The following is a 21,538-nucleotide window of genomic DNA, read 5'->3' as shown; positions in this document are numbered from 1 at the left end:
CCGGTTCGCCTGGCCAAAACACGACGCAAAAGGCCCACCCGCGAGGGTGGGCCTTTCGTTTTGCGCCGGTCTCGGTCGCTTACGCCCGTTTCACGCCCTGCAGGAAGCGGTCGACGGTGGAGCGCAGGCCGCCGGCTTCGCCGGACAGCGCCTTGGCCGAGCTCAGCACCGCCTCAGCCGCCTTGCGCGTCTCCACCGAGGTATGGGCGACGCCGCCGGTGTTGATCGACACCTTATGGCTCGCCGCCGAGGCCTGCTGGATGTTGCTGGCGATGGCGGCGGTGGCGCGCGACTGCTGTTCCACCGCCGCGGCAATCGCCCCGGCAATCTCGTTGATCTCGCCGATGCGCGTGGCGATGCCGCCTATGGCGCCCACCGCCTGGGTGGTCGCCGCCTGCACGGCACCGATCTGCGCGCCGATCTCGTCGGTGGCCCGCGTCGTCTGGTTGGCGAGCGCCTTCACTTCCTGGGCGACCACCGCGAAGCCCCGCCCGGCTTCGCCGGCCCGCGCCGCCTCGATGGTGGCGTTGAGCGCCAGGAGATTGGTCTGGCTGGCGATGCCGTTGATCAGGCTGATCACCTCGCCGATCTTGGCGGAACTTTCGGCCAGCCCCTTGACGATTTCGTTGGTATGGCGCGCCTCCTCGTTGGCGGCGCTCGAAATGCTGCTCGACTGGTGGACCTGGCGGCCGATCTCGGCGATCGACGCCGACAGTTCCCCGGCCGATTCGGAGACGATGCCGACGGCCGCCGACACCTGCTCGGACGCGGCCGTCAGCTCGGTGAGCTGGCGATTGGTCTGGTCGGCCGAGCCGGACATCGCCTGCGACGACGATTCGAGCTGGTCGGCGACCTGGCCCACCGTGCCGAGCGCCGCCGAGACGTTGCGGTCGAACTCGGCGGTGAGCTGCTGCAGCATCGAGGCCTTGGCGCTGCGTGCTTCCTGCTCGCGCCGCGCCTCGCGCTCACGGAAGGCGTCGGAGAGGTCGGCAAGGTTGGTGAGGACCACCGGCCGGCCATCGACCTTGGACAGGATCAGCGTCACCAGGACCGGGAAGTCGGTGCCGTCGGCCCGCCGGTGCAGCCATTCGAACCGCTTGTAGCCCGTGGCCATCGCCTCGCCGATCAGCGCCTCGGCCCTGGCCGCCGACGGCTGGCCGTCCGGCTGCATCGGCGGCGACAGCGCGGCCGGCGTGGTGGCGATCAGCGCGTTCTTCGACGACGATCCGAACATCTTGACGGCGGCGGCGTTGCACTCGATGAACTTGCCGTCGGCAATGACCATCACGGCATCGGGCGTGCTGTCGAAGAAGTTGATCTTGATCTTCTCTGAAGAAGTCCTGCGTCCGAATAGCGACATGCTCGCCTCGCTTGAATTCACATTTTCCCACCGACGGGAATCATCAAGAGATCTACAACCCCACCGGTAAAGGATTGCTTGTTTTGCCGGTGGCTCGGCGCCCGCTACACCTAAGTAATACTGCGGAGAAGCCGCCGATCAGCTTGGAAAAACAGGCAAGGCGGTCCCCTCGCGGCCAGCCGCCGGAAACAGGGCGGCTCCGCCGCATCCCATCCCGATTCGTCTTGACCCGCCCTGCCCTTTCGGCCATAAAGCCCAGCATTCGAGAGAGGAATGGTCCATGCCGTTCGCGAATGGTTCCCGTCAGGCCGTCTTTGCGCCGGGTATTGTCCCGGCCGGGCTTACCATGACGAAAACGGCGACGACGAAAACGACCACGACGTAATCGACGCTTCCTCGCCCCGCACCGTCCTCCTCGGGGTTGGAGGAGGCGGAAGGTGGCCTCCTCGAACGTCTCCCTGACAGACTGAAGAGCGACCGGCCGCCAGACGAGGCGGGGGACGACTTTTACGGCGCAAAGCCACACTTTCAGAAGGTCAGTCCAACATGGGTTACAAGGTCGCTGTGGTCGGTGCCACCGGAAACGTGGGCCGCGAAATGCTTTCGATCCTCGCCGAGCGCGGCTTTCCCGCCGACGAGGTGGTGGCTGTCGCCTCGCGGAGAAGCCAGGGCACCGAGGTGTCGTTCGGCGACAAGACGCTGAAGGTGCAGGCGCTCGAGCACGTCGACTTTTCCGACGTCGACATCTGCGTCATGTCGGCCGGCGGCTCGATCTCCAAGGAATGGTCGCCGAAGATCGGCGCCGAGAAGTGCGTCGTCATCGACAATTCCTCGGCCTGGCGCTACGACGAGGACGTGCCGCTGGTCGTGCCGGAGGTGAACGCCGATGCCGCCGCCGGCTTCACCAAGAAGTACATCATCGCCAATCCCAACTGTTCCACCGCCCAGCTCGTGGTGGCGCTGAAGCCGCTGCACGACAAGGCCGGCATCCGGCGCGTGGTGGTGTCGACCTACCAGTCGGTGTCGGGCGCCGGCAAGGACGCGATGGACGAGCTGTTCACCCAGACCCGCGCCATCTTCGTCTCCGATCCGGTCGAGCCGAAGAAGTTTCCGAAGCGCATCGCCTTCAACCTCATTCCGCACATCGACGTCTTCATGGAGGACGGCTTCACCAAGGAAGAGTGGAAGATGACGGCGGAAACCAAGAAGATCCTCGATCCGAAGATCAAGCTGACCGCCACCTGCGTGCGCGTGCCGGTGTTCATTTCCCACTCGGAAGTGGTCAACATCGAGTTCGAAAACCCGATCAGCGCCGACGAGGCCCGCTCGATCCTGCGCGAGGCGCCCGGCTGCCTCGTCGTCGACAAGCACGAGCCCGGCGGCTACATCACCCCTTACGAAGCGGCCGGCGAGGACGCCACCTACATCTCCCGCATCCGCGAGGACATCACGGTGGAGAACGGCCTTACCATGTGGGTGGTCTCCGACAATCTCCGCAAGGGCGCCGCGCTCAACGCCGTGCAGATCGCCGAGGTGCTGATCAACCGCGGCCTGCTGAAGCCCAAGAAGGCCGCCTGAACGCCCCGATACACACGCTTTTGGCCGCTGCGATCATCCTCGCGGCGGCCTTTTTCTTTTGCCTCAGCTCTTTGAAAGCTCGCCGGGCGCCGAATGCTCGCCGTCGCCGAGCGCCCTCTGCATCAGCACCTGATCGAGCCAGCGGTCGAATTTGTAGCCGAGCGCCGGCGCGACGCCGATCAGCGTGAAGCCGAGGGCGGCGTGCAGCTTGCGCGAGCCGAGGTTGCCGCTGTCGCCGATCACCGCCACCATCTGCCGGAAGCCGCGCCGGGCGCAGTCGTCGATCAGCGCCTGCAGGAGGCGCCTGCCGATGCCCTGGCCCTGACGGGCCGGATCGACATAGATCGAATTCTCGACGGTGAAGCGATAGGCAAGGCGCGGCCGGTAGGCGCTGGCGTAGGCATAGCCGGCAAGCGTCCCGCCCATTTCGGCAACGAGATAGGGATAGCCGCCGCCGGTGATGGTCTCGAAGCGCCTCAGCATCTCAGCCTCGGTTGGCGGCTCGAGCTCCCACGAGGCGGTGCCGGTGCGCACGGCTTCCTGGTAGATGGCGGCGATGGCCGGGATGTCGCCGGAGCGGGCGGGACGAATGGTCAGCATGATCGAATCCGGAATGACGAAGGGCGCGGCAATGCGCGTGTTCTAGATCGCATGCCCGACGTTCCGCCTCAAACAAAAACGGCGCCGGGAATGACCCGGCGCCGCGTGTTCGTTCAGGACGTTCTGCCGTCGTCAGCGGCGGTCGCCAATCAGGCGCAGCAGCATGATGAACAGGTTGATGAAGTCCATGTAGAGATTGAGGGCGCCCATGATGGCCTTGCGGCCGGCGGTCGCGCTGTCGTCGCCCTCGTAATACATCTCCTTGATGGTCTGCGTGTCGTAGGCGGTCAGGCCGGCGAAGATGCCGACGCCGAGCACCGAGATGGCGAATTCCATCGCCGACGACTGCATGAACAGATTGACCAGCGAGGCGATGATCAGGCCGAACAGACCCATGATCAGGAACGAACCCATGGCGCTGAGACTGCGCTTGGTCGTGTAACCATAGAGGCTGAGGGCGGCAAAGGCGGCGGCCGAGATGAAGAACACCTGCGTGATCGACTGCTGGGTATAGACCAGGAAGATCGACGACAGCGACAGGCCCATCAGCGCCGCGAAGGCCCAGAACAGGCCCTGCGCCACCGGCATCGAAAGCCGCTGGATGCCGAAGGAGAACACCATCACCAGCGCGATCGGCGACAGGATGACCAGCCACTGCAGCGGGCTCGTGTAGAGCGCGACGCCGAAGGAGGTGAGGGTGATCGGATCCCAGCTCGCCACCGCGGCATTGGCGGCAAGCGCCGCGACGCCGCCGGTCACGGCAAGGCCGATCGCCATGTAGTTGTAGACCGATAGCATATAGCTGCGGAGACCCTGATCGATCTCCGCGGAATAGGTCCGGGAACCGTAACCGGAGGGGATGTTGCGTTCAGGGAATGCCATTGGGGCCTCGATCCTTCTCTAGGAATACAGAGTCGCTGGGGGAAGGCGAGCCTCCCCCTGCTCGAAATAGCAATATGGGCGCACGCCGGTGAAAGCTCAAGGGCGTGCCGACGACTCTATCAAACATGACGAAGATTTAAAGATTCCTGAGAACGGGCGCCGCCTTGGCCGACAGCGCCCTGAAGGTGCCGAGCAGCCCGAGGCCGATGGTCAGGAGAAGCGCCACCGCCACCGCGCCCGTCGCCACCCACGGATTGAGGTCGACCGGCACGTCCATGATGCCGGTCAGCACGCCCCAGGCGGCGGCCGCGCCGGCAACCAGCGCGAAGACGGCGGTAAGGAGGCCGAGCGCGGCGTATTCCAGCGCGAAAGCCAGGAGAACGCGGGCGCGCGTCGCCCCGAAGGTCTTGAGCAGCACGGCGTCGTAGACGCGCTGGCGGTGGCCGGAGGCGAGCGCGCCGGCCAGCACCAGCACCGAAGCGGCGAGCGCGATGGAGGCGGCGGCGCGGATCGCCAGCGTCAGCGAACCGATGAGGTCGTTGACGGTGGCGAGCACGTCCTTGACGCGCACCATGGTCGCCGTCGGGAAGGCGGTGACCACCGCCTTGATCAGCCGGCCTTCGTTCTGCCGGTCGCCGCCCGGATCGCCGCTTGCCGGCAGCGCCGCCGTCGACAGCACCGAATAGGGCGCCCCGGCAAAGGTATTGGGCGAGAACACCATCACGAAATTGATGGACAGCGATTGCCACTCGACCTTGCGGGTGCTGGCGATCCTGGCGGTGATCTCCCGGCCGAGCACGCTGACGGTCACCGTGTCGCCGATCGAAAGGCCGAATTCGCGTGCCAGCTCGTCCTCGAAGGACACCAGCGGCTCGCCCGCGTAGTCCTTCGGCCACCAGGCGCCGGAGGCCAGCGTCGAGTTGGCCGGCGGTTCGGCCGACAGCGTGATGCCGCGGTCGCCGGAAAGCGCCCAGCGGGCGCCGTCGGGCGCATCGATCTTGTCGACCGGCGTTCCCTTCAGCGCGGTGATGCGGCCGCGCAGCATCGGCACGGTCTCAAGCTGGGTGCCCGGCACGGTCGCCTCCACAAGACGGGAGAAGGCGTCGAGCTCGTTCGAGCGGATGTCGAGCATGAAGAAGGTCGGCGCCTTCTCCGGCAGGGTCGAGGTGAGCTGCCGCCTGAGGCCGGTATCGATCAGCGCCAGCGCCACCATCAGCGTCAGCCCGAGGCCGAGGGAGAGCACCACCGACAGCGTCAGGCCGCCGCGCCGGTGAATGTTGCGCAGCGCCAGACGGAACTCGGCCGAGCCGACCGCCGGCACGCGGCCGGCGAGACGACGGATCAGCCCGGCGACGCCGGTCAATACGACGAAGATCGCCGCCATCGACAGGACGAAGACCACGGCGACGAAGCGGTCGGAGGCGGCGATGATGGCCAGCGCGGCCAGCAGCAGGGCGGCAATGGTCGTCGCCACCACATAGGCGCGGCGCGGCAGGCGGCGCTCGGGCGCCACCTTCTCGCGGAACAGCGCGCTCACCGGCACGTCATGCGCCCGGCCGAGCGACCAGATGGCGAAGGCGAAGGCGGTGAGAAAGCCATAGGCGGCGGCCAGCAGCAGTTCGCCGGGATAGACGCCGATCTCGATCGGCAGGTCGAGCGCCGCGGCGATCAGCCCGCCGGCAAAGAACGGCGGCAGCAGGCCCAGCGCCAGGCCGAGCACCACGCCGATGCCGGCGATGACGCCGATTTCGATCAGGTAGACGGCCACCACGAAGCCGCCCGGCGCGCCCACCGCCTTCAGCGTGGCGATGGTGTCGCGCTTGCGGTCGATGAACGCCTTGACGGCGTTGGTGACGCCGACGCCGCCGACGATCAGCGCCGTCAGGCCGACCAGCGTCAGGAATTCCGAGAAGCGGGCGACGTTGCGTTCGAGGCCGGGCGCCGCGTCGAGCCGGGTGGAAACGCGCCGGCCGCTGTCGGACTGGGCGGCCTTGATCTCGGCGGCCGCGGTGGTAACAACCGCATCGGTCGCTCCATCGGGCAAGGCCAGGCGGACGGTGGTCTCGACGAGGCTGCCCGGCTGAACGATGTCGGTGGCGGCCAGCGCCGGCCGGCTCATCATCACGCGCGGTCCATAGGCGACGCCGGTACCGACCTGGTCAGGCTCGTTTTCGATCAGCCCGCGCACCTCGGCCGTCGCCCGGCCGATGGCGATGCGGTCGCCGACCTTCACGTCGAGCCGGTCGGCGAGGATCGGCTCGACGACGACGCCGATCGCCCCATCGGCCGCCGGCGCCAGCGCATCGGCGAGGCGGCCGCCACCTTCGAGGCGCAATTCGCCGGTCAGCGGATAGGCGTCGTCCACCGCCTTGATGCGAACGAGCGCCTGCGCCTCGCCGTCGGCGCGCCGGGCCATGGAATTGACCAGCGTCACCGTCGACAGCCGGCCGCGTTCGCCGAGGGCGGCAAGCACATCCTGAGGCGGAACCTCGCCGCCGAACCGGACGGCGATGTCGCCGCCGAGGATTTCCCGGCCCTGCAGGGCGATGCCCTCGGTGATCGCCCGGCTGGTCGAGCCGACGGCGGCGATGGCGGCGACGCCGAGCGCGATGGCGGCGATGAAGATGCGGAAGCCCGACAGACCGCCCCGCGCCTCGCGGGCGGCGAGACGGACGGCGACCGGCCAGTCCGGCGAGCCAACGCTCATGTCGCCATCTCCGACCGGACGTCCTCGACGATCTCGCCGGAGCGCATGACGATGCGGCGGTCGCAGGCGTCGGCCAGCGCCCGGTCGTGGGTGACCAGCACCAGCGTCATGCCATGCCGCGCCCGCGCCTCGAACATCAGGCGGATGATATCGCGGCCGGTGTCGGCGTCGAGGTTGCCGGTCGGCTCGTCGGCGATCAGGATCGACGGCTCGGGGGCGAGCGCCCGGGCGATGGCGACGCGCTGCTGCTCGCCGCCGGACAGCTCCGCCGGGTGGTGGTCGAGCCGGTGGGCAAGGCCGACCGCTTCGAGCTCGACGCGCGCCCGCTCGAACGCGTCGCGCCGGCCGCTGAGCTCCAGCGGCACGGCGACGTTTTCCAGCGCCGTCATGGTCGGCATCAGGTGGAACGACTGGAAGACGATGCCGACCGAGCGGCCGCGAAAGCGGGCGAGCGCATCCTCGTCCAGGCGGTCGAGCCGCTCGCCGCCGACCATGACCGCCCCGCCGTCGACCCGTTCGAGGCCGGCGAGCACCATCAGCAGCGTCGACTTGCCGGAGCCGGAAGGACCGACGATGCCGACGCTGGTGCCGGCCTCGATGGAAAAGGAGAGGCTTTTCAGGATGTGGACGCGGGCAGCGCCGCTGCCGAGACTGAGATCGACCTGGGAAAGGGCTATGGCGGGATCTGGCAAGGACGGACTTTCGATTCTGGCGGGTTCAGACAGACGTGAAGTCGGCAGGGCTTGCCGAGGAAAGCCCGAGCCTGTCATATGGTTGGCTCGGAAACCATTGCAAGCCGGGTCAAAAGGCCGTGAGACATCGGATATTTGCGTTCGTTCTCGCCCTCCTCGCCGGCATCGTCGGCGCGGAGGCCAAGACCATGCGTATCGTCGCGCTCGGCGACAGTCTCACCGCCGGCTATGGCGTCCTCGGCCAGGAGGCCTTCCCGGATCGACTGGAGGCGGCGCTCGTCAAGCGCGGCCATGACGTCGACATCGTCAACGCCGGCGTCTCCGGCGACACCGTGGCCGACGGCCTCGCCCGTCTCGACTGGGCGCTGGCCGACGGCGCCGACGGCGTCATCGTCGAGCTCGGCGCCAACGACATGCTGCGCGGCCATGACCCGGCGCTTGTCCGCGACAGCCTCGACGAACTCCTGTCGCGCCTCGACGACACCGGCCTGCCCGTGCTTGTCGCCGGCATGCGGGCGGCGCCCAACCTCGGCGCCGACTATGCCGCCCGCTTCGATCCGATCTTCCCGGAGCTCGCCGAGAAACACGGCGCCCTCCTCTATCCCTTCTTCCTCGACGGCGTCGCCAGCGACGCCAGCCTCAACCAGGCCGACCGCATGCACCCCAACGCCGCCGGCGTGGAAATCATCGTCGAACGCATCCTGCCCTCGGTCGAGGCGCTGATCGAGCGCATCAACGACAAGAGCTAGAATTTATGGCGGCACAATAGCGAGTTGGGGGGAACGACCGGTGAGCAGCCTCGACCATTTTCGCCTGATGGCGCCCTATAACGCCTGGATGAACACCAAGATCTACGACACGGCGGAGCGGCTGACGGCCGAAGAGCTGGCCCGTGATCGCAACGCCTTCTTCGGCTCGATCCTCGGCACGCTCAATCACCTCGTCGCGTCCGACCTCATCTGGTTCGGCCGGCTCGCCGGCCATCCGCCCTTTGCCGGCCGGATCGATCTGGCCGGCCTGCCGCAGCCGACCAGCGTCCGCTTCGCCGTTGCCGAGGAACTGTCCGGGCTGCGCCCGATCCGCGAGCGTATCGACCGCCTCGTCATCGGCTTCGTCGATGGCCTCAGCGATGCCGACATCGCCGAAGCGCTCGACTACCGGCGGACCGACGGCACACGACAGCACAAAGTGCTGGCGTCGGTGCTGTCGCACATCTTCAATCACCAGACCCACCATCGCGGCCAGGTGACGACGCTGCTCACCCAGGCCGGCGTGGACGTCGGCGTCACCGACCTCCTGGCGCTCATTCCCGACGTCGACTGACCGCGAAGAAAGCTCCTTTCATGCAGAAACGCCGCCTCGGCCGCTCGGATCTCGTTGTCACGCCGCTCTGCCTCGGCACCATGACCTACGGCCAGCAGACCGGCCAAAACGAGGCCTTCGCCATCCTCGACCGCGCCGTCGGCTTCGGCATCGACTTCATCGACACCGCCGAGATGTACCCGGTGCCGCCCAAGCGCGAAACGCAGGGCGCGACCGAGACGATCGTCGGCGACTGGCTGGCGGCGCGCGGCCGGCGCAACAAGGTGATCCTCGCCACCAAGGTGTGCGGCCGCGGCACCAACGACTGGTTCCGCGACGACGGCGCGCCGACCCGCCTCACCCGGGCGCAAATCTTCCAGGCCGTCGAGAAATCGTTGCGCCGGCTCAGGACCGACCATATCGATCTCTACCAGATCCACTGGCCCGACCGTGTCGTCTCCGACTGGGGCACCATGCCCACGCGCTTCAAGCCCTTCGTCCCGGCCGCCGACGAGACGGCGGTCGAGGAAACGGCCGCCGCCTTCGCCGAACTCATCGCCGCCGGCAAGATCCGCCACTTCGGCCTCTCCAACGACAGCCCCTACGGCCTGATGCGCTTCATCGCCGCCGCCGAAGCCGGTGTCGGCCCGCGCCCCGTGTCGGTGCAGAACGCCTACAGCCTCGTCAACCGCACCTGGGAGGGCGGTCTTGCCGAGATCGCGCTGCGGGAAGAGATCGGCCTTCTGCCCTATTCTCCGCTGGCCCAGGGCTATCTCACCGGCAAGTATCGCAACGGCGCGCTGCCGGCCAACAGCCGCAAGGCCCTGTTCAACCGCCTGCAGCGCTACGAGAAGCCGCATGCCGATGCGGCGATCGGCGCCTATGTCGATCTCGCCCACCGCTTCGGCGCCGACCCCGTCACCTTCGCCGTCGCCTTTGCCATGAACCAGCCGACGGTTGCCTCGGTGATCATCGGGCCGAGCAGCGAGGGCCAGTTGGCGAGCAATCTCGCCGCCGCGGAGTTCACCTGGACGGAGGACATGCAGGCGGCCGCCGACGACCTGCACCAGCGCTTCGGCAATCCCTGCCCCTGAAGAGAACCAACCTCACTCGGCGACGGAGAGCCAGGACTTGTCGATGACGCGCAGCACGCGGGCCAGCTCGCCGCCGCGCTTCAGAATCATGCCGGTCTGGGCGATCACCGAATAGGCGCCCTGCCGGCGGGCCAGCTTCGGGTTCTTCTCGACCCGGTAGAGCGGCACCTCCGACGAACGCCGGAAGATCGAGAAGACGGCGCGGTCGGGAAGATGGTCGATGGCATAGTCGCGCCATTCCCCCACCGCCACCATGCGGCCGTAGACCTTCAGGATCTCGGACAGCTCGTGCCGGTCGAAGGCGACATAGGGCGTCTCGCGCGCCGCCGTCTGCCGGAAATCGGTGGGCACCGGCGCCTGCGGAGTCCCGCGCGCCAGTGCAATCAGATTTGCGGGTTCGCCCGCTCCCTCGTCGGTCTCGCCGCTCAAGCACACCCTCCGGGCCGCGATCGTCACGTCACCGTCATGATTGCGCCGGCCGCCGCCGAATGCAACGAGGAAACATGCAGGCGGCGACCGTTATTCGGCGAGTTCTGCGACAAGACCGGCCGCCACCGTCAGCTTGGCGACGGTCGGCGCGCCGGCGAGCAGGTCGCCGATGAGCTGCCTCAGCCGGCCGATGCGCGCTTCGCGCGCCGTCGTCCAGAGATCGGCGCCCCCCTCGGCGATCGCCCGGGCGACGATATGGCGGCGGGCGGCCGCGAAGGTGCGGCGGGCGATTTCGGCCGCCTGTCCCTCGTAGAGATCGGCCGGCCGCACCACCGCCGACAGACGGGCGAAGAGGTCGGCGGCGATCGCCTCGTCGATCGCCGTCATCACCGGCAGCACCTCGTCGACGGCGCGCCCGACCTCCTCGCCGATGACGATGAGATCGAGGCTGCCGAGCTCGGCCGGCAGGCTGGCAAGGCGGGTCGCCAGCGGTTCGGGCACGCCGGCCGCGATGAGCTGCCGATCGGCCACGCCGGCCGGCGCGCTGTCGCGGAAGCGGCGCACGCCGTCGGCAAGCCGCTCGATGGCGGCGGCGAGATCGCCCTCGGGCTGGCCGTTCTGGGCCACCCACAGCGCGGCGTCGGTGAGGAAGTCGGCGACGCGGCGACGCAGCTCGACCCAGACGGCGCCGGCGATCTTCCCCTCGAGGGCGTCGATCTCCGCCGTCACCGCGTCGGTGCCGAAGGCCGCGGCGGCGACGACGAGGGCGCGAACCGCCGCCTCGGCGCCGACAGCCGCTTCGTCGCCGAGCCGGCTGACAAAGGTCGGCCCGGCGGCATCGACGGCCGCGCCGGCGACGCGGGTGGCGAGAATGTCGCGGGCGAGGCGATGCGCGGCGATGTCCTCGGCAAAGCGCGCCCGCATGGCCAGCGGGAAGGCGTGGGTCAGCCAATCGCCGAGCGCCGGATCGTCGATCAGCCGGCCGGCGAAGAGTTCGTCGGCCAGCATCAGCTTGGCATGCGCCATCAGGATGGCGATCTCCGGCCGCGACAGCGTCTCACCGGCGGCGGCGAGACGGCCGGCGGCCGCCTCGTCCGGCAGGCCCTCGCGATGCGGATCGAGCAGGCCCCGCTCGGTGAGCACGGCCGACAGGCGCATCAGGCGCGGCAGCTCGCCGGCGCCGCGCGCCCGCGTCACCGACAGCGCCACCACCTGCCGGCGGCACAGCCGCAGCACGCCGGCGGCGACATCGCCGGTCATGATGGCCAGCAGTTCGTCACGCTCGGCAAGCGTCAACCGGCCGGCGGCCATCGCCCGCCCGAGCGCGATCTTGATGTTGACCTCGGCATCGGACGTGGCAACGCCGCCGACGTTGTCGATGGCGTCGGAATTGACGCGTCCGCCGCGCCGGGCGAAGTCGACGCGCGCCCGCGGCGTCATGCCGAGGTTGGCGCCCTCGCCGACGACGCGGGCCCGGAGATCGCCGGCCGGGATGCGGACACCGTCGTTGGCACGGTCGCCGGCGTCAAGGTTGCTCTCGCCATCGCCGCGCACGAAGGTGCCGATGCCGCCGAAGAACAGGAGGTCGACCGGCGCCCTGAGGAGCGCGGCGACCAGTTCGTCCGGACTGAGGGCCGTCGCCTCGATGCCGAGCGCCACCCGCGCCTCGGCCGAAAGCGCGACCGACTTCTGCGTCCGCGAAAAGACGCCGCCGCCCGGCGACAGCTTCGCCGGATCGTAGTCGGCCCAGCTCGAACGCGGCAACGCGAACAGCCGCCGCCGCTCGGCGAGCGCCGCCTCGGCGTCGGGAGCCGGATCGATGAAGATGTGGCGATGATCGAAAGCGGCGACGAGCCGCAGCGACGGCGACAGCAGCATGAAATTGCCGAACACGTCGCCCGACATGTCGCCGACGCCAACGGCGGTGAACGAATCGGCCTCGGCGTCGAGGTCCAGTTCGCGGAAGTGCCGCTTGACGGCCACGAAGGCGCCGCGCGCCGTGATGCCCATCTTCTTGTGGTCGTAGCCGGCCGAGCCGCCGGAGGCGAAGGCGTCGGCGAGCCAGAAGCCGCGCGACAGCGCGATGCGGTTGGCGACGTCGGAGAAGCTGGCGGTGCCCTTGTCGGCGGCCACCACCAGATAGGGATCGTCGTCGTCGTAGCGGACGGTGGCCGACGGCGGCACGACGGCGTCGCCGACGATATTGTCGGTGAGGTCGATCAGCGTGCCGACGTAGCGCTCATAGGCGGCGACGCCGGCGGCCGCCCGATCGGCGCCGATGCGGCGGGCGACGAAGCCGCCCTTGGCGCCCACCGGCACGATCACCGCATTCTTCACCTGCTGCGCCTTGACGAGGCCGAGGATCTCGGTGCGGAAGTCCTCCGGCCGGTCCGACCAGCGCAGGCCGCCGCGCGCCACCTTGCCGAAGCGGAGATGGACGCCCTCGACGTCGGGGGCGTGCAGCCAGATCTCGGCGAAGGGCCGCGGCGCCGGCAGGCCGTCGATTTTCGCGGCATCGAACTTGAACGCCATTACCGGATGCGGCTCGCCGTCGGCGCCGATCTGGAAGAAAGTGGTGCGGGTTGCCGCCTCGATCAGGTTGGCGAGCCGCCGCAGGATGCGGTCGTCGTCGAGGATCGGCACGTCCCGGAACGCCGCCTCGAGTTCGGTGTGCAGTTGCGCGAGCCGGGCCGCGCGGTCGCCGGAGAACGCCGGATCGAAGCGGGCGGTGAACAGCCCGGTCAGCAGGCCGGCGACACCGGCGTTGCGCACCAGGGCCTCGGCGACATAGGCGTGGCCATGGGCGAGGCCGATCTGGCCGAGATAGCGGGCGAGCGCTCTGAGCATGGCGATCTCGCGCCAGCCGAGGCCGGCGTTGAGCGTCAGCGCGTTGAGCCGGTCGCTGTCGGCCCTGCCGAGCCAGACCGCCATGAACAGCGCCTTCAGCCGGTTGCCATCGCGGGCGAGGTCGACGTCGGCGCCGTCGGCACGGCGGAGCGCCATGTCGTGCAGCACGATGATCTCGCCGACACGCTCGATCTCGAAGGTCTTTTCCTCGAGCACGGTGAAGCCCATGGCTTCCAGCACCGGCACCCGCGCCGACAGCGGCACCGGTCCGCCGCGGCTCATCAGGCGCATGGCGACACGCGGCGACGGCAGGCCGCCGCCAATGAGATCGACCGCCGTGGAGCGGTCGCCGACGAACAGTTCGAGCAGCGCCACGTCGGCCACCGCCGTCTCGGCGTCATAGCTCGCCCGATAGGCCTCGGGGAAGGCGCGGCCATAGAGCTCGATCAGCTTGCGGCCACGCGCCGGACCGAACTTCGCCCGGCAGGCGTCGGCGAACCCGTCGCCCCAGTTGCGGGTAATGCGGGCGACCGCCGCCTCCAGTTCGGTCTGGGCGACCGCCGGCGTCGGCCCTTCGTCGCGGCCGATGATATAGTGGACGCGGGCGAGCGGCCCTTCCGGGAAGGCCGGATAGACCGAGGAAACGCGGCCGGCGAAGGCATCGGCGAGATAGCCGCCGATGGCGATGCGGGTGTCGGTGGTGTAGCGGTCGCGCGGCACGTAGACCAGAAGCGAGACGAAGCGGTCGAACTTGTCGCGGCGGGCCAACACGCGGATGCGCGGCCGCTCGCCGAGCTCGAGGATGGCCAGCGAAAATTCCAAGAGCGTGTCGAGGTCGATCTGGAACAGCTCGTCGCGCGGATAGCTCTCGAGGATGTTGCGCAGCGCCCGCCCGGAATGGCTTTCCGGATCGAAGCCGGCGCGGGCCATGACCGTTCCCACCTTGCGGCGCAGATAGGGGATCGAATGGGTGGACCGGGTGTAGGCCGACGAGGTGAACAGGCCGAGCAGCCGGATCTCGCCGATCAGGCGGCCGCCGCTGTCGTAGCGCTTGATGCCGATGTAATCGAGATAGGCGTGGCGATGGACGCGCGCCTTGACGTTGGCCTTGGCGACGATCAGCGGCTCGGCCTGCCGCAGGAACTCGGTGATCTCCGGCGTCACCTGCACCAATTCGCGGCCGCGCCGCAGCACCCGCACCGCCGGATCGCGCAACAGGCCGTAACCGGCGCCGGCGCTCAGCAGCGCCGGCGATTCGCCGCCGCCGCCATCGCCGCCGACCAGATATTCCCGGAGGCCCAGGAAGGTGAAATTGTCGTCGTTGAGCCAGTTCAGGAATTCGACGGCCTCGGCCACCGCCTCGGGCGGCAGCGGCGGCGGCGTGTGCCGGTAGACGTTGATCACCGACTTGACCAGCGCCTGCATGCGCGGCCAGTCGTCGACCGCGGCGCGCACCTCGGTCAGCAAGCCGTCGAGCCGCGTTTCCAGTTGGGCGGCGGCGATGGCGTCGGGCAGCCGGGCGATGTGGATATGGATGAAGCTCTCGCGGCCGGCGTCGGGATCCTCGCCGATCGACAGCAGGCGGCCGCTCATGCCGCGCACCACGGACAGGATCGGATGCACCATCAGGCGCACCTCGATGCCGGCGTCGGTCAGCTCCTGCATCACCGAATCGACCAGGAACGGCATGTTGTCGTTGAGAATGTCGACGACCGTCACTTCCTTGCGATGGCTGGCGTCGTCATCCCAGACCGGATTGTAGATGCGGATGGAATGGATGCCCGGCACCCTGAGCGACAGGCTCGACATCGCCCCTTCGGCAAAGGCAATCAGTTCGTTCGCCGTATAAGCGACGACATCCTCGGCGGCGCCCTTGCCGTAGAGCGTTTTCAATAGACCGGCGAGTTCCGGCCTGCCGCCGCGGGCGACGAAATCGGCCGCCTCGTCGAGGCGTGCCTCCTTCAGCACTTCCATCACGCGCTTCATCGACAACTCCCGCCGCCCCGCATGGGCCGGCGCCGGCCGCTGCGCCGCTCCGGCCGATCAGAAAGAGGCGCAACCGGAAAGGCGGCGGCAAGGCCGCCGCCCGAATGTCCGAGGTGTCCAGTCAAGCCGGTCCGCGCAGCAATGCCAATTCGCGCTGTTGCGGACGCGGCGCCGGCCGCTTCTCCAGAAAACGGCCTCATTCCTCCTCGTCGTCGAACTGGTCGATGTCGACGAGGAACATGATGTTGGCACCCTCCTCGTCGAATTCGTCGGCTTCCTCGCCCTCGATGTCCTCCTCGAAGTCTTCGATTTCGCCGAAGGCATCGATCTCGTCCTCGGTGGCCGGGCGGATGACGAAGGCAGAAACGCCGTCCCAAACCGGGGCGCCGGCGCTCGTGAAGCCGCGAATGTCGTCGAGGAAATCCTCGCTCTCGAAGATCTCGCGCGCTTCCGCCTCGTCGGCGTCGGTGGTAGCGATCGCGATGCCGGCGATTTCGAGCGTATACATGGCTGTCTCCTGTTGTCCGGACGCGACGACCGGACGGATGGGTCGAGGGTTGGCGTGTCGGCGGCCGCCGACCGGAGCAGGCCGGTAGGAACACCGCAGCCTACGGCTTCCATCATGGCCATGGGGATGTCAATGGTTCCTCCGGCGAAGCGGCCGCGGCGGCACGGCGCCGCCGCCGTTCGACCAGGGCGGCGTTGAGCGTCGCGCCGTAGAGCAGAATGAGGGCCATCAGGTAGAGGAAGATGATCGCCGTCATCACGCCGGCGAGGCCCGCATAGGTCGAGGCGTAGTTGGCGAAGTCGGCGAGATAGAGCGAAAAGCCGTAGGCGCCGGCGATCCAGGCGGCGAGCGTCAGGCCGACGCCGGGCAGGATTTCGGTAATGCGGCGGCGGCCGGCCGGCAACCAGAGATGCGACGCCAGGAGCCCGGCGCCGGCGATCACCAGCGTCAAGCCGAAGCGCAGCAGCGTCAGCGACCAGGCGAAGGCTTCGATCGCCGGCACCAGATGGACGAGCCCCTTCCAGGCCACCGGCGCCAGCACCACCAGAAAGGCGATGGTGAGGAAGGTCAGCGTGCCCAACAGCACGAAGCCGATGCTCTGGAGCCTCAGCAGGATGAAATTGCGATCTTCGATCATGCCGTAGGCGCGGTTGAGGCCGACGCGCATCGCCTCGACGCCGGAGGACGCGAACCAGAGCGCCAGCGCCACGCCGATCGTCAAGAGGTCGCCGCGCGGCACCAGCAGCACGTTCTTCACCTCGCCGGCGATCGGCGCGGCGATGCTGGCCGGCACGCTTTCGAAGATCAGCGCCACCACCGTGGCCGACAGCGAGGAAAGGTCGAAGAAGGCGGCAATGGCGGTCAGGAAGATCAGAAAGGGGAAGATGGCCATCAGGGCCGACAGCGCCACGTGCGAGGCGATTGCCCAGCCGTCGGCGGCGTTGAAGGTCAGGGCGGCCCGCCAGAACGGGCCGATGATGCGTCCGATAGCCCGCACGGCGTTTCTCCGTAATCCCTTGAAGAAGGTGGGCGAAACGCCGCAAAATGCAAGGGTGCGTCACGGCCTGCCGTCTTGCTCCCGTCGTCCTTTGGGTGCATTCCATCCTGCGGATAATCCGGAGTTCGCAATGACCATCACCCGCCAGGACATCGATTTTCTCGTCGCCACCGCCAAGGCGGCGGCAGACACCGAGATCATGCCGCACTTCTCGAACCTGACCGCCGCCGACATCAAGACCAAGGCGCATGCCTCGGACTTCGTCACCATCGCCGACACTGCGTCCGAGGAGCTGATCGCAAAACGTGTCCGCGCCGCCTGGGGCGACGATTTCCTGTTTCTCGGCGAGGAGATCATGGAGCGGCAGCCGACGCTGATCGACCGGCTGATGGAAGCCCCGCGCGCCGTCGTCGTCGATCCGATCGACGGCACCTTCAACTACGCCAACGGCGTCCCGGCCTTCGCGGTGATCATCTCCGTCATCGAGCGCGGCGAAGTCAAGGGCGGCATCATCTACGATCCGGTGCGCGGCGACGCCGCCTGCGCCATTGCCGGCGGCGGCGCCTTCCTCGTCGGCAACGGCCGGCCCGACCGGCCGCTCAGGGTGGCGCCGGCCGCGCCGCTTTCCGACATGCAGGGCTGCGCCGGCTGGTACTACGCCTCGCCCGAGGAGCGCGACCGGCTGCTGTCCGGCTTCAGCTGCGCCTGGGGCATCATGAACTACCGCTGCGGCGGGCAGGAGATGCGGCTGCTCGTCGACGGCCGCATCCACTTTTGCTACTACCACAAGCTGTCGCCATGGGATCACGCCGCCGGCTGGCTGATCCATCGCGAGGCCGGCGGCTATTCGGCGCTGCTCGACGGCTCGCCCTACCGGCCCGATCTCAGGGCCGGCGGCCTGCTGATGACGCCGGACGAGGCAAGCTGGAACGAGCTGGCAACGGCGCTCCGGGGCTGAGGGGTTTCCCCTCAGTCCTTGAGCACCACCAGCAGGTCCTTGGCGTCGATCTGGGCGCCGGCCGCGACCAGCACCTCGGCGACGGTACCGTCGCGTTCGGCGTGGATCGACGTTTCCATCTTCATCGCCTCGATGGAGAGGAGCACGTCGCCCGCCTTGACCGCCTGGCCCGGCTTGACCGCCAGCGTCGACACGACGCCCGGCATCGGCGCCGCCACATGGCTCGGATCACCGGCATCGGCCTTGCGCCGCTGCGTCTGCGCCGAGGCGGCGCTCGAGCGGTCGGGCACCCGCACCATGCGCGGCTGGCCGTTGAGCTCGAAGAACACCCGGACCATGCCTTCGTTGTCCGGCTCGCCGATCGCCTGGCAGATCAGCACCAGCGACTTGCCGCGCTCGAGCTCGATGTTCAGCTCGTCGCCCGCCTGCATGCCGTAGAAATAGACCGGCGTCGGCAGCACCGAGGTCGGCCCGTAGGTCTCCTGCGACCTGGCAAAGTCGAGGAACACCTTGGGATACATCAGGTAGCTGGCGAGATCCTGGTCGGTCGGCGTCCAGGACAGCTTGTCTGCCAGCTCGGCGCGCGTCGCCTCGAGGTCGACCGGCGGGATCAGGGAGCCCGGCGGCACGGTGATCGGCTCGGCGCCCTTCAGGATCTTGGCCTGGAGGTCCTTCGGCCAGCCGCCCGGCGGCTGTCCCAGGTCGCCATGGAACATTTCCACCACCGAATCGGGGAAGGCCACATCCTTCTCCGGGTCGAGCACGTCGGCCGGGGTCAGGGCCGAGGAGACCATCAACAGCGCCATGTCGCCCACCACCTTGGACGACGGCGTCACCTTGACGATGTCGCCGAACATGCGGTTGACGTCGGCATACATCCTGGCCACCTCGTGCCAGCGCGTCTCGAGGCCGAGCGAGCGGGCCTGCTCCTTGAGATTGGTGAACTGGCCGCCGGGCATCTCGTGCAGGTAGACCTCCGAGGCCGGTCCCTTCAGGTCGTTCTCGAAAGCGGCGTAGCGGCTGCGCACCGCCTCCCAGTAGAAGGAGATGCGGCGGATGGCCTGCTGATCGAGGCCGGTCGGCCGCGGCCCGCCCTCCAGCGCCGCCACGATCGAGCCGAGGCAGGGCTGCGAGGTGTTGCCGGAAAAGGCGTCCATGGCGGCGTCGACGATGTCGACGCCCTCCTCCACCGCCGCCAGCACCGACGCGGCCGAAATGCCCGAGGTGTCGTGGGTATGGAAGTGGATCGGCAGGTCGGTGGCCTCGCGCATCGCCTTGAACAGCACGCGCGCCGCCGCCGGCTTCAACAGGCCCGCCATGTCCTTGATGGCGATGATATGGGCCCCGGCATGCTCCAGTTCGCGCGTCATGCCGACGTAATACTTGAGATCGTACTTGGCGCGGTCGGGATCGAGGATGTCGCCGGTGTAGCAGATGGCCGCCTCGAGCACCTTGCCCTGGTCGAGCACGGCGTCCATGGAGACGCGCATGTTGTCGATCCAGTTGAGGCAGTCGAACACGCGGAACACGTCGACGCCGGCCTCGGCGGCCTGCTGCACGAAATGGCGAACGACGTTGTCGGCGTAGTTCTTGTAGCCGACGCCGTTCGAGCCCCTGAGCAGCATCTGCATCAGGATATTGGGCGCCTTGTCGCGAATCTTGGCGAGCCGCTCCCAGGGATCCTCGGTCAGGAAGCGCATGGCGACGTCGAAGGTGGCGCCGCCCCAGCATTCCAGGCTGAACAGGCCCGGCAAGCCGCGGGCGTAGGCCTCGGCGATGTTGGCCATGTCGTGGGTGCGCATGCGGGTCGCCAGGAGCGACTGGTGGCCGTCGCGCATGGTGGTGTCGGTCACCAGCACGTTGTTCTGCTCGCGGATCCACTTGGCGAGCGCCTCCGGTCCGCGAGATGTCAGCAGGTCGCGGGTACCCGGCGTGACGCCGCCGGAAAACACCGGCACCACCGGCTTTGCCCCCTCGCCCGGCTTCGGCCGGCTGCGGGTCTCCGGATGGCCGTTGACGGTGACGTCGGCGATATAGGTCAGGAGCTTGGTCGCCCGGTCCCGCCGCTTCACCAGTTGGAACAGCTCCGGCGTCTCGTCGATGAAACGGGTGGTGTAGCGGTTCTGCTGGAACTTCGGATGCGAGATGATGCTCTCGAGGAAGGTCAGGTTGGTGGCGACGCCGCGGATACGGAATTCGCGCAGGGCCCGCATCATGCGGTTGATCGCCTCGATCGGCGTCGGCGCCCAGGCGGTGACCTTCTCCAGGAGCGGATCGTAGAAGCGGGTGATCACCGCGCCGGCATAGGCGGTGCCGCCGTCGAGACGGATGCCGAAGCCGGTGGCGCCGCGATAGGCGGTGATCCGGCCGTAGTCGGGAATGAAATTCTGCTCGGGATCCTCGGTGGTGACGCGACACTGCAGCGCATGGCCGTGCAGGCGGATCTCCTCCTGGACGGGCACGCCCGAGTCGGGCGAGCCAATCCGGGCGCCTTCGAGGATGCGGATCTGGGCGCGCACCACGTCGATGCCGGTCACCTCCTCGGTGACGGTATGCTCGACCTGAATGCGCGGGTTGACCTCGATGAAGTAGAAGGCGCCGCTGTCGGCATCCATCAGGAACTCGACGGTGCCGGCGCAATAATAGTTGGCCGCCTTGGCGATGGTGACGCCGTAGCCGGTGATTTCCGCGCGCTGCGCATCGGTGAGATAGGGCGCCGGCGCCCGCTCGACCACCTTCTGGTGGCGCCGCTGCACCGAGCAGTCGCGCTCGAACAGGTGGACGATGTTGCCGTGGGTGTCGCCGAGGATCTGCACCTCGACGTGACGGGCCCGCTCGACCAGCTTCTCGAGATAGACCTCGTCCTTGCCGAAGGCGGCCATCGCCTCGCGCTTGGCCGTCACCACCTCGCGCAGCAGCGCCGCCTCGTCGCGGATGACGCGCATGCCGCGGCCGCCGCCGCCCCAGGACGCCTTCAGCATCACCGGATAGCCGATGCGCTTGGCCTCCGCCTTCACCACCTCCATGTCGTCGGGCAGCGGGTCGGTGGCCGGCATTACCGGCACGCCCGCCTCGATGGCGAGGTTGCGCGCCGCCACCTTGTTGCCGAGCTGGCGCATGGTCTCCGGCGACGGACCGATGAAGGTGATGCCGGCGTCGCGGCAGGCCTCGGCGAATTCCGGACTCTCCGACAACAGGCCGTAGCCGGGGTGAATGGCGTCGGCCTTGGATTCCTTGGCGACGCGCAGGATCTCGGGAATGCTGAGATAGGCCTCGATCGGTCCGAGGCCAGCGCCGATCTGATAGGCCTCGTCGGCCTTGAAGCGGTGCAACGCCAGCCGGTCCTCCTCGGCGAAGACGGCGACCGTCTTGAGGCCGAGCTCGTTGGCGGCGCGGAAAACGCGAATGGCGATTTCGGATCGGTTGGCGACAAGCACCTTGGTGATCGGCACGGCAAGCTCCATAAGGGAAACTACGTTGGTGGTTCCCTAGCAGGCTTGACCGCTAATGTCATATCCCCACGACGCTTTTTGCCCTCGTCCTTTGGGAGAAGGCCGGATGCGAAGAAAGGCGTCACAACGATCAAACCGATTTAGAT

15 protein-coding genes are annotated in these 21,538 nt (G+C 68.2%); 5 read left to right on the top strand and 10 right to left on the bottom strand.

Features of this window, described 5'->3' with window-relative positions; genetic code table 11:
* Positions 1–79: 79 nt before the first annotated feature.
* Positions 80–1,360 carry a methyl-accepting chemotaxis protein gene (locus tag CJ014_RS15445; RefSeq protein ID WP_100081380.1) on the bottom strand — a complete coding sequence of 427 codons (1,281 nt, stop codon included), beginning with the start codon at positions 1,358–1,360 and terminating at the stop codon, positions 80–82.
* Positions 1,361–1,906: 546 nt separating this feature from the next.
* Here CJ014_RS15445 and CJ014_RS15440 point away from each other — a divergent pair.
* Entirely contained in the window at positions 1,907–2,938 is a 1,032-nt protein-coding gene (locus CJ014_RS15440) for an aspartate-semialdehyde dehydrogenase (protein ID WP_100081379.1), read from the top strand.
* A 63-nt stretch (positions 2,939–3,001) separates the two neighbouring features.
* Here CJ014_RS15440 and CJ014_RS15435 read toward each other — a convergent pair whose 3' ends face one another.
* From CJ014_RS15435 to CJ014_RS15420, 4 genes are all read right to left on the bottom strand, one after another.
* Positions 3,002–3,538: a GNAT family N-acetyltransferase gene (locus tag CJ014_RS15435; RefSeq protein ID WP_100081378.1), complete on the bottom strand. Its 537-nt coding sequence runs from the start codon at positions 3,536–3,538 to the stop codon at positions 3,002–3,004.
* 132 nt (positions 3,539–3,670) lie between these two features.
* A complete protein-coding gene (locus tag CJ014_RS15430; protein ID WP_100081377.1) occupies positions 3,671–4,420 on the bottom strand; it encodes a Bax inhibitor-1/YccA family protein in 750 nt (249 codons plus the stop codon).
* Positions 4,421–4,556: 136 nt separating this feature from the next.
* Positions 4,557–7,127 carry an ABC transporter permease gene (locus tag CJ014_RS15425; RefSeq protein ID WP_100081376.1) on the bottom strand — a complete coding sequence of 857 codons (2,571 nt, stop codon included), beginning with the start codon at positions 7,125–7,127 and terminating at the stop codon, positions 4,557–4,559.
* Positions 7,124–7,819, bottom strand: a complete 696-nt coding sequence (locus tag CJ014_RS15420; RefSeq protein ID WP_245427372.1) for an ABC transporter ATP-binding protein — start codon at positions 7,817–7,819, stop codon at positions 7,124–7,126. The genes CJ014_RS15425 and CJ014_RS15420 overlap by 4 nt, the downstream gene beginning before the upstream one ends.
* A gap of 119 nt (positions 7,820–7,938) precedes the next feature.
* Here CJ014_RS15420 and CJ014_RS15415 point away from each other — a divergent pair, with 119 nt between their 5' ends.
* The 3 genes from CJ014_RS15415 to CJ014_RS15405 are packed head-to-tail and all read left to right on the top strand — an operon-like array spanning position 7,939 to position 10,215.
* On the top strand, positions 7,939–8,568 hold the full coding sequence (locus tag CJ014_RS15415) for an arylesterase (protein ID WP_100081374.1): 630 nt from the start codon (positions 7,939–7,941) through the stop codon (positions 8,566–8,568).
* Between the two features lie 40 nt (positions 8,569–8,608).
* Positions 8,609–9,142, top strand: a complete 534-nt coding sequence (locus tag CJ014_RS15410; RefSeq protein ID WP_100081373.1) for a DinB family protein — start codon at positions 8,609–8,611, stop codon at positions 9,140–9,142.
* Between the two features lie 20 nt (positions 9,143–9,162).
* On the top strand, positions 9,163–10,215 hold the full coding sequence (locus tag CJ014_RS15405) for an aldo/keto reductase (RefSeq protein ID WP_100081372.1): 1,053 nt from the start codon (positions 9,163–9,165) through the stop codon (positions 10,213–10,215).
* Positions 10,216–10,227: 12 nt separating this feature from the next.
* On the opposite strand, the gene CJ014_RS15400 is transcribed toward CJ014_RS15405, so the two are convergent.
* The 4 genes from CJ014_RS15400 to CJ014_RS15385 form a co-directional block, all read right to left on the bottom strand.
* The gene (locus CJ014_RS15400; RefSeq protein WP_425351923.1) at positions 10,228–10,566 is read right to left on the bottom strand and encodes a DUF2794 domain-containing protein; all 339 of its coding nucleotides are present in this window, start codon (positions 10,564–10,566) and stop codon (positions 10,228–10,230) included.
* Between the two features lie 168 nt (positions 10,567–10,734).
* The gene (locus tag CJ014_RS15395) at positions 10,735–15,477 is read right to left on the bottom strand and encodes an NAD-glutamate dehydrogenase (protein ID WP_100081371.1); all 4,743 of its coding nucleotides are present in this window, start codon (positions 15,475–15,477) and stop codon (positions 10,735–10,737) included.
* A 196-nt stretch (positions 15,478–15,673) separates the two neighbouring features.
* A complete protein-coding gene (locus CJ014_RS15390) occupies positions 15,674–15,985 on the bottom strand; it encodes a hypothetical protein (RefSeq protein ID WP_100081370.1) in 312 nt (103 codons plus the stop codon).
* A 112-nt stretch (positions 15,986–16,097) separates the two neighbouring features.
* Positions 16,098–16,982 carry a YhjD/YihY/BrkB family envelope integrity protein gene (locus CJ014_RS15385; RefSeq protein ID WP_207765765.1) on the bottom strand — a complete coding sequence of 295 codons (885 nt, stop codon included), beginning with the start codon at positions 16,980–16,982 and terminating at the stop codon, positions 16,098–16,100.
* Positions 16,983–17,112: 130 nt separating this feature from the next.
* Between CJ014_RS15385 and CJ014_RS15380 the strand changes: the two genes are divergently transcribed.
* Entirely contained in the window at positions 17,113–17,940 is an 828-nt protein-coding gene (locus CJ014_RS15380; protein WP_165790852.1) for an inositol monophosphatase family protein, read from the top strand.
* Between the two features lie 11 nt (positions 17,941–17,951).
* Here the strand turns inward: CJ014_RS15380 and pyc are convergent, their stop codons facing one another.
* Positions 17,952–21,392: a pyruvate carboxylase gene (pyc, locus tag CJ014_RS15375; RefSeq protein ID WP_100081474.1), complete on the bottom strand. Its 3,441-nt coding sequence runs from the start codon at positions 21,390–21,392 to the stop codon at positions 17,952–17,954.
* Positions 21,393–21,538: the final 146 nt, after the last annotated feature.

This window comes from Pleomorphomonas carboxyditropha (assembly GCF_002770725.1).
GTDB lineage: Bacteria > Pseudomonadota > Alphaproteobacteria > Rhizobiales > Pleomorphomonadaceae > Pleomorphomonas > Pleomorphomonas carboxyditropha.
The sequence above is the reverse complement of the archived record's forward strand: the minus strand, read 5'-3'. Positions and strand labels throughout refer to the sequence as shown.

What these genes read in the sequence shown, in the direction of transcription:
- CJ014_RS15445 (WP_100081380.1), bottom strand. Translation starts at nt 1,360, where the DNA reads ATGTCGCTATTCGGACGCAGGACTTCTTCAGAGAAGATCAAGATCAAC.
- CJ014_RS15440 (WP_100081379.1), top strand. Translation starts at nt 1,907, where the DNA reads ATGGGTTACAAGGTCGCTGTGGTCGGTGCCACCGGAAACGTGGGCCGC.
- CJ014_RS15435 (WP_100081378.1), bottom strand. Translation starts at nt 3,538, where the DNA reads ATGCTGACCATTCGTCCCGCCCGCTCCGGCGACATCCCGGCCATCGCC.
- CJ014_RS15430 (WP_100081377.1), bottom strand. Translation starts at nt 4,420, where the DNA reads ATGGCATTCCCTGAACGCAACATCCCCTCCGGTTACGGTTCCCGGACC.
- CJ014_RS15425 (WP_100081376.1), bottom strand. Translation starts at nt 7,127, where the DNA reads ATGAGCGTTGGCTCGCCGGACTGGCCGGTCGCCGTCCGTCTCGCCGCC.
- CJ014_RS15405 (WP_100081372.1), top strand. Translation starts at nt 9,163, where the DNA reads ATGCAGAAACGCCGCCTCGGCCGCTCGGATCTCGTTGTCACGCCGCTC.
- CJ014_RS15395 (WP_100081371.1), bottom strand. Translation starts at nt 15,477, where the DNA reads ATGAAGCGCGTGATGGAAGTGCTGAAGGAGGCACGCCTCGACGAGGCG.
- CJ014_RS15390 (WP_100081370.1), bottom strand. Translation starts at nt 15,985, where the DNA reads ATGTATACGCTCGAAATCGCCGGCATCGCGATCGCTACCACCGACGCC.
- CJ014_RS15380 (WP_165790852.1), top strand. Translation starts at nt 17,113, where the DNA reads ATGACCATCACCCGCCAGGACATCGATTTTCTCGTCGCCACCGCCAAG.